The organism is Streptomyces sp. NPDC102279 (assembly GCF_044766365.1).
Classification (GTDB): Bacteria; Actinomycetota; Actinomycetes; order Streptomycetales; family Streptomycetaceae; genus Streptomyces.
In genome coordinates this window covers 397094-404601 of record NZ_JBIWLU010000011.1, presented here as the reverse complement: position 1 = coordinate 404601, position 7508 = coordinate 397094, and the positions used below count along the sequence as shown (strand labels likewise).

Genomic DNA, 7508 nt, shown 5'->3' with positions numbered 1-7508 from the left:
GCGGGGGCGGGGGGGGGGGGGCGCGGGGGCGGGGGGGGGGGGGGGCGGGGGGGGGGGGGGCGGGCCGCCCCCCCCCCCCCCCCCCCCCCCCCCCCCCCCCCCCTCCCCCGTTCCACGTCTCTACCGGGCCCGGCCGGTCACCGTCCCGGCGCCCGTCGGACGGCGTCGCGCGCCCCGCAGTCCGCCAGGTGGTCGTTCACCAGTCCGCACGCCTGCATCAGGGCGTACGCGGTCGTGGGGCCCACGAAGCGGATACCGCGCTTCTTGAGCGTCTTGGACAGCGCGGTCGACTCTTCGGTGACGGCGGGCACGTCGGAGAGCCCGCGCGGGGCCGGGCGGGTCGCCGGGTCGGGGGCGAAGGACCAGATCAGCTCGTCCAGCTCGCCCGGGGCCCAGTCGGCCAGCACGCGCGCGTTGGAGACCGTCGCCTCGATCTTGGCGCGGTTGCGGATGATGCCCGGGTCGGCGAGCAGGCGCTCCTTGTCGGCGTCCGTGAACGTCGCGACCTCGGCGATCTCGAAGCCCGCGAACGCGGCGCGGAAGCCGGGGCGGCGCCGCAGAATGGTGATCCAGGACAGGCCCGACTGGAAGGCCTCCAGGCACAGCCGCTCGTACAGCGCCTGGTCGCCGTGGACCGGGCGCCCCCACTCCTCGTCGTGGTACGCCACGTAGTCCTCGGTCGACAGCGCCCAGGGGCAGCGCAGCACCCCGTCGGGACCGGCCAGCGCGTCGCTCACTGCTCGTCCTGCGGGTGCTTGCGCAGCGAGGTGGGCGCGCTCGCCGCGCGGGCCCCCGCGAGCGCGGACTCCAGGTCGGCGATCCGCGCGTCCCGCTCACCGATCTCGGCGCTGAGGCGCCCCAGGACGTCGTCCACGTCCGCCATGCGGTAGCCGCGCACGGCGACCGGGAAGCGCACCGCGTCCACGTCGCCCCGGTGCACCGGACGGTCGTAGGGCAGCGGGTCGTGCAGCCGCTCGGGCTCGGCGTCGGGAAGCGGGGTGCTCTCGCCGCCGCCCACCACGGACACGGTGACCGCGGCGACCACGACGACGAGCGCGACGACGAGGAACAAGAACATGAACATCGCTGGAGGTCCCCACGCTCTGGTGCCGGCGCGCAACGCGTCGGCGCGAAGTACGGATGCCGGCGATTACTGGTGCCGGAGGTGCTGATGCTGACGGGAAAGCAGTCTGACGCCGGAAGTGTCAGGCTCCGATCGTGCCATGCGAGTCTGACAGTTAAGGTCGCAGGCGGCTCATCGGCGGTAACCACTGGGAGAGGTCATAGGGGATGCTCAGGCTGGGCAGGCGTGAATTCGACCCGCAGGAGCCGGTGATCATGGCGATCGTGAACCGGACCCCGGACTCGTTCTACGACCAGGGGGCCACCTTCCGCGACGAGCCCGCCCTCGCGCGCGTGGAGCAGGCGGTGTCCGAGGGCGCCGCCATCATCGACATCGGCGGGGTCAAGGCCGGCCCCGGCGCAGAGGTCACCGCCGAGGAGGAGGCGCGCCGGACGGTCGGTTTCGTCGCCGAGGTGCGCCGCAACTTCCCCGACGTGATCATCAGCGTCGACACCTGGCGGCACGAGGTGGGCGAGGCGGTCTGCGAGGCCGGCGCCGATGTGCTGAACGACGCCTGGGGCGGGGTCGACCCGCGGCTGGCGGAGGTGGCCGCCCGGTACGGGGCGGGCCTGGTGTGCACGCACGCCGGGGAGGCGGAGCCGCGGACCCGCCCGCACCGGGCCACGTACGACGACGTGATGGCCGACATCCTGCGGGTGACGGTCGGTCTGGCGGAGCGCGCGGTCTCCCTGGGGGTGCCCCGTGAGTCGGTCCTCATCGATCCCGGGCACGACTTCGGGAAGAACACCCGGCACAGCCTGGAGGCGACCCGGCGGCTCGGAGAGATGGTCGAGACCGGGTGGCCGGTACTCGTCTCGCTCTCCAACAAGGACTTCGTCGGCGAGACGCTCGACAAGCCGGTCAAGGAGCGGGTCGTCGGAACCCTCGCGACGACCGCCGTCTCCGCGTGGCTGGGGGCGCAGGTCTACCGCGTCCACGAGGTCGCCGAGACCCGGCAGGTGCTGGACATGGTGGCGTCGATCGCGGGCCATCGGCCGCCGGCGGTGGCCCGGCGGGGGCTGGCGTAGGCCGGCGCCACAGGGCTCGGGAGGGGCTGAACCCGCAGTCCCTCCCGGGCCGTGGCCGGTTGCCGGCGCTCGCTAGCGGCCGGCCTCCTTCGACACCAGGGCCACCGCTTCGTCCACGTCGTCGGTCAGGTGGAACAGGAGCAGGTCCTTCTCGGAAGCCTTGCCCTGGGCGATGAGCGTGTTCTTGAGCCAGTCGACGAGACCGCCCCAGTACTCCGTGCCGAACAGCACGATGGGGAACCGGGTGACCTTCTGCGTCTGGACCAGGGTGAGCGCCTCGAACAGCTCGTCGAGGGTGCCGAGTCCGCCCGGCAGGACCACGAAGCCCTGCGCGTACTTGACGAACATCATCTTCCGGACGAAGAAGTACCGGAAGTTCAGGCCGATGTCGACGTACTGGTTGAGCCCCTGCTCGAAGGGAAGCTCGATGCCGAGGCCGACGGAGATGCCCTTCGCCTCGCAGGCACCCTTGTTCGCTGCCTCCATGGCACCGGGGCCACCGCCGGTGATCACGGCGAACCCGGCCTCGACGAGACCACGCCCGAGGGCGACGCCCGCCTGGTACTCGGGCGAGTCGGCCGGCGTCCGGGCGGACCCGAACACGCTGATCGCGGGCGGCAGTTCGGCCAGTGTCCCGAAGCCCTCGATGAACTCCGACTGGATGCGCAGCACCCGCCAGGGGTCGGTGTGCACCCAGTCCGACGGGCCTCCCGCGTCCAGCAGCCGCTGGTCCGTGGTGCTCGCCTGCACCTGGTCCCGCCTGCGCAGCACCGGGCCCAGCCGCTGCTCCTCCGGTGGCCGCTTCTTGCCCTCCGGGTTGCCAGTAGCCATGTCCACTCCCTCCGCGTACGGGTCTCCCCCGCCCCGGCCGGAGCCGGGTCCTGGGGAAGGTCGTTCCGCCCCAGCGTAGATCTCCGCTGGTTACGGCGGGGGGACGTGAGCATGTCCGCCACGAACAGCGGTCGGGTCGGTCTCAGGCGGTGAGCCAGGAGCGCAGCCGCTCCTCGCCCGCGAGGATCTTGGCCGTCTCCACCCGCTCGTCCCTCTTGTGCGCCAAGTGAGGGTTGCCGGGGCCGTAGTTGACCGCCGGGACGCCGAGCCGGCTGAAGCGGGAGACGTCGGTCCAGCCGTACTTGGGCTGCGGGGTGCCCCCGACGGCCTCGATGAACGCGGCGGCGGCCGGGTGGGAGAGGCCGGGCAGGGCGGCGCCGCTGTGATCGTCGACGACGAACTCGTCCACGCCGCAGTCGGCGAAGACCGTGCGGACGTGCTCGATCGCCTCCTCCTCGGTGCGGTCGGGCGCGTAGCGGAAGTTGACGGTGACGACGCACTCGTCGGGGATGACGTTGCCGGCGACCCCGCCGGAGATTCCCACCGCGTTGAGGCCCTCGCGGTACTCCAGGCCGTCGATCACCGGGTGGCGCGGCTCGTACGCGGCGAGCGCGGCGAGGATCGGGGAGGCCGCGTGGATCGCGTTCGAGCCCATCCAGCTGCGGGCGGAGTGGGCCCGCTCGCCGCGGGTCTTCAGCAGCACCCGCAGCGTGCCCTGGCAGCCGCCCTCGACCTGCCCGTCGGAGGGTTCGAGAAGGACCGCGAAGTCGCCCTCCAGCCAGTCCGGATGGGCGTCGGAGACGTGCTTCAGCCCGTTCAGGTGGGCCGCCACCTCTTCGTTGTCGTAGAAGACGAAGGTGAGGTCGCGGTTGGGCTCGGGGACCGTGGCCGCGATCCGGAGCTGGACCGCGACGCCCGACTTCATGTCGCAGGTGCCGCAGCCCCACAGCACGCCGTCCTCGTCGAGCCGGGAGGGCACGTTGTCCGCGATCGGCACCGTGTCGATGTGACCGGCCAGGACGACCCGCTCGGCGCGGCCGAGGCGCGTGCGCGCCACGACGTTGTTGCCGTACCGGTCGACCGTCAGGTGCGGCAGGGCGCGCAGGGCGGCCTCGACGGCGTCCGCGAGCGGCTTCTCGTCGCCGCTCTCCGAGGGGAAGTCGACGAGCTGCGCGGTGAGCTCGGCTGCGTCCAGGGTGAGGTCAAGGGAGGTGTCGGCCATGGCGTCGACCCTAGCGCGCCGGGCCGGCGCCCCCGAAAGGGTCCGGAATGGGTCCGGAAAGGCGCCGGAAAGGGGCCGGAAGCGGTCGTACGTCCCGGCCGGCCCGGCGGTTGTCCACAGCCACAGGGGGTGCCGACAGGGACCTCCAGTACCTTGTACGCGTGTCAGAGCCGCCCCCCACCCCCGCCCGGCGCCCGCGCCGCCGACTCCTCCGCTTCGGAGGGGCCCTCGTGGTCCTGCTCGCGCTCGCGGGCTATCTCGCGGTGCAGTACCTCACGGGCGGCACGGGCGCGCCCCGGTGCAGCGTGGTCTCCGGCAAGGGCGACGGCGCGTCGTACGAGTTCAGCCCCGAGCAGGCGGTGAACGCGGCGACGGTCTCGGCGGTCGGCACCTCCCGGGGGATGCCCGAGCGCGCGGTGGCCATCGCTCTCGCGACGGCGCTCCAGGAGTCGGGGCTGCGCAACATCCGGCACGGCGACCGTGACTCCCTCGGCCTGTTCCAGCAGCGGCCCTCACAGGGCTGGGGCACCCCGCGCCAGATCATGGACCCGGCGTACGCGTCGGGCGTCTTCTACGAGCACCTGGCGAAGGTCCCCGGCTACTCACGGCTGCCGCTCACCGTCGCGGCGCAGCGGGTGCAGCGCAGCGGCTTTCCACAGGCGTACGCCAAGCACGAGCCGGACGCGACGCTGCTGGCCGCCGCCCTCACCGGCCGTGCAGCCGCCACGCTGACCTGCGAGGGGCGTCCCGACGCGACACCCGCGGGGGGTGCGGACGCGGTGCGCACGGCACTCGCCAAGGACTTCGGGCGTGACGTCCTCCAGGAGGCGGGCGCGACCGTCGGCGCCGACGGGGTCTCGGCGTCACCGGAACCCACCGCCTCCGTCTCCGCCTCGGCCTCGTCCTCCGCGTCGACCGGCGCCCGGACCGTGACCGTGCCGGTGCGCGAGGGCGCCACCTCCGGGACCGGGACTCTCCGGCGCGGCTGGGAGCTGGCCCACTGGGCGGTGGCCAACTCCTCGGCCCTGCACATCGAGCGGGTCTCGTACGCGGGGCGCGAGTGGACCGCCGGACAGTCCGAGGGGTCGTGGCACACGACCGACGCGAAGGGCGCTTCCCCCACCGGGAAGGCCGCGTCCGAGGTCCGGATCATCGCCGGGCAGTAGTGCGGGCCGTCACTCGTGCGGATTACCCCGCCCGCGGCGGACCCGCGATTCGTACGGCGTGTCGTCCGCCAACTCGGCGGCTCGCGAAATCCCTTGACAGCAAAGGGCCGTAAGGATTCGTCAGGCGTTCTCGACGGACTCCGTTTGCCCGTTTTTATCCACAACCGATAATGCGACGCATTACCAACTCTTTGCTTCGGGTCACCGCAACCTTCGAGGGCTTCGAGCGGTAGTCACTGCGTCCGAGCCCGGAACGATCACCGGAGGCACACCAGCAGCCGGTACGCCGGTCCGGTCGGACAGTTCACCGTTCCCTCCCGTCTAAGGAGCACCATGTCCCTCCCCCTGACCCGCCGGATCGCCCGTGTCGCGCTGCTCATCGCAGCGGGAGCGGCGCCCGTGGTCGGTGCGGCCGGCTCCGCCGGCGCGGCGGCCGCACTGCCGGCCACCCCCGACCTCGGCGGACTGACCGCCCTGGACGGGGCGAGCGTCGGCAACACCCTCGACGGAGCGACGCAGCACGTCACCGGGACGGCCGGCAAGTCCGGTGGCGACACGGTCAAGAAGGCGGTGCCCGCCGCGGGCAAGACCGGCGGCAAGGTCGCGAAGACCGTGACGCCCGCCGCGCAGAAGGTGGCCGGGGACACGGCCGGCCAGGCCGGCGGCCTCCTGGGTGACACCGCGAAGACCGCGACCGGCGGCGGCCTGCCGACGGACGGCGTGGCCAAGGGCGGCCTGCCGACCGACCAGCTGCCGCTCAAGGGCCTGCCGCTCGGCTAGTCCGGCCGGGCTGTACGACGACGGGGGTCCGGGGAACTCGCTTCCCCGGACCCCCGTTCCGCTGATCCCGACCGCCGCACGCCGCCGTCCGGCCGCGCCGGGCGCGGGTTCAGGAGGTGAGGCGTTCCACCGCGGCGGCCACGCGCTCGTCCGAGGCGGTCAGCGCCACGCGGACGAACGTCTCACCGGCCTCGCCGTAGAAGTCCCCCGGGGCCACCAGGATGCCCAGATCGGCCAGGTGGGCGACCGTCGACCAGCAGGACTCGTCGCGGGTGGCCCAGAGGTAGAGGCTCGCCTCGCTGTGCTCGATACGGAAGCCGTGGTCCACCAGAGCGTCGCGCAGGGCCGCTCGGCGGGCGGCGTAGCGCTCGCGCTGTTCGTGGACGTGGGCGTCGTCCCCGAGGGCGGCGACCACGGCGGCCTGGGTCGGCGCGGAGGTCATCATGCCGCCGTGCTTGCGGATCTCCAGCAGCTCGCCGAGGACGGCGGGGTCGCCCGCGAGGAACGCGGCGCGGTAGCCGGCCAGGTTGGAGCGCTTGGACAGCGAGTGGACCGAGACGATCCCCTCGTACGAGCCGCCGCAGACGTCCGGGTGCAGGACGGAGACCGGCTCGGCCTCCCAGCCCAGCTCGATGTAGCACTCGTCGGAGAAGACGAGGATGCCGTGCTCGCGGGCCCAGGCGACGATCCGGGTCAGCTCGGCCGCGGAGAGGACCCTGCCGGTCGGGTTCGACGGGGAGTTCAGCCACAGGAGCTTCAGGTCCGTCGGGTCCAGGTCGGTCGGGTCGTCGTAGGCCACGTAGTCGGCTCGGGCGAGCCGCGCGCCGACCTCGTACGTCGGGTAGGCGAGGCGCGGGTAGGCGACCTTGTCCCCCGGACCGAGGCCGAGCTGGGTGGGCAGCCAGGCGACGAGTTCCTTGGAGCCGACGATCGGCAGGACGTGGCGGTGGGTGACGTCCCGGGCACCGAGCCGTCGCTCCACCCAGCCCGTGAGCGCGTCCCGCAGCTCGGGCGTGCCCCACACCGTGGGATAGCCGGGCGAGTCCGCGGCGGCGACCAGAGCTTTCTGGATCAGCTCGGGCACCGGGTCGACCGGGGTGCCGACGGACAGGTCGACGATGCCGCCCGGGTGAGCTGCGGCGGTCGCCTTGTAGGGCTCCAGCTTGTCCCAGGGGAAGGTGGGAAGCCGGTCGGAGACTGCGGACACGGGATCGGGCTCACTTTCTCGTACGTACGGCCCGTACGTTGTCGTGCTCACGGCCCTGCCCACGGCCCGTTCGGAAGGACACGGGCCGCCGTACGGGCCGGAACGGCAAATGCCTCGGTCCCGTACGGCGATCGGAGCGATCGGGGCCGTA

8 protein-coding genes are annotated in these 7508 nt (G+C 72.9%); 3 read left to right on the top strand and 5 right to left on the bottom strand.

The window, feature by feature from the left end; genetic code table 11:
- Positions 1 to 137: 137 nt before the first annotated feature.
- Together ACIRQH_RS28965 and ACIRQH_RS28960 are read right to left on the bottom strand one after the other, a co-directional pair.
- A complete protein-coding gene (locus tag ACIRQH_RS28965; RefSeq protein WP_358815592.1) occupies positions 138 to 737 on the bottom strand; it encodes a DNA-3-methyladenine glycosylase I in 600 nt (199 codons plus the stop codon).
- The gene (locus tag ACIRQH_RS28960; RefSeq protein ID WP_355865043.1) at positions 734 to 1084 is read right to left on the bottom strand and encodes a DivIVA domain-containing protein; all 351 of its coding nucleotides are present in this window, start codon (positions 1082 to 1084) and stop codon (positions 734 to 736) included. Before ACIRQH_RS28960 ends, ACIRQH_RS28965 begins: the two co-directional genes overlap by 4 nt.
- A gap of 206 nt (positions 1085 to 1290) precedes the next feature.
- Here ACIRQH_RS28960 and folP point away from each other — a divergent pair, with 206 nt between their 5' ends.
- A complete protein-coding gene (gene folP, locus ACIRQH_RS28955; RefSeq protein WP_404227553.1) occupies positions 1291 to 2151 on the top strand; it encodes a dihydropteroate synthase in 861 nt (286 codons plus the stop codon).
- Between the two features lie 72 nt (positions 2152 to 2223).
- Here folP and ACIRQH_RS28950 read toward each other — a convergent pair whose 3' ends face one another.
- Together ACIRQH_RS28950 and dapE are read right to left on the bottom strand one after the other, a co-directional pair.
- Positions 2224 to 2982: a TIGR00730 family Rossman fold protein gene (locus ACIRQH_RS28950; protein ID WP_358815590.1), complete on the bottom strand. Its 759-nt coding sequence runs from the start codon at positions 2980 to 2982 to the stop codon at positions 2224 to 2226.
- 142 nt (positions 2983 to 3124) lie between these two features.
- A complete protein-coding gene (gene dapE, locus ACIRQH_RS28945; RefSeq protein WP_358815589.1) occupies positions 3125 to 4204 on the bottom strand; it encodes a succinyl-diaminopimelate desuccinylase in 1080 nt (359 codons plus the stop codon).
- Positions 4205 to 4365: 161 nt separating this feature from the next.
- Here dapE and ACIRQH_RS28940 point away from each other — a divergent pair, with 161 nt between their 5' ends.
- Positions 4366 to 5370 (top strand): heavy metal transporter, encoded by a 1005-nt coding sequence (locus ACIRQH_RS28940; RefSeq protein WP_388866932.1) that lies wholly within the window; start codon positions 4366 to 4368, stop codon positions 5368 to 5370.
- A gap of 333 nt (positions 5371 to 5703) precedes the next feature.
- A complete protein-coding gene (locus ACIRQH_RS28935; protein ID WP_358815587.1) occupies positions 5704 to 6150 on the top strand; it encodes an ATP-binding protein in 447 nt (148 codons plus the stop codon).
- A gap of 109 nt (positions 6151 to 6259) precedes the next feature.
- Here the strand turns inward: ACIRQH_RS28935 and ACIRQH_RS28930 are convergent, their stop codons facing one another.
- Positions 6260 to 7357, bottom strand: coding sequence for a bifunctional succinyldiaminopimelate transaminase/glutamate-prephenate aminotransferase (locus ACIRQH_RS28930; protein ID WP_388929673.1), 1098 nt, complete (start codon positions 7355 to 7357; stop codon positions 6260 to 6262).
- Positions 7358 to 7508: the final 151 nt, after the last annotated feature.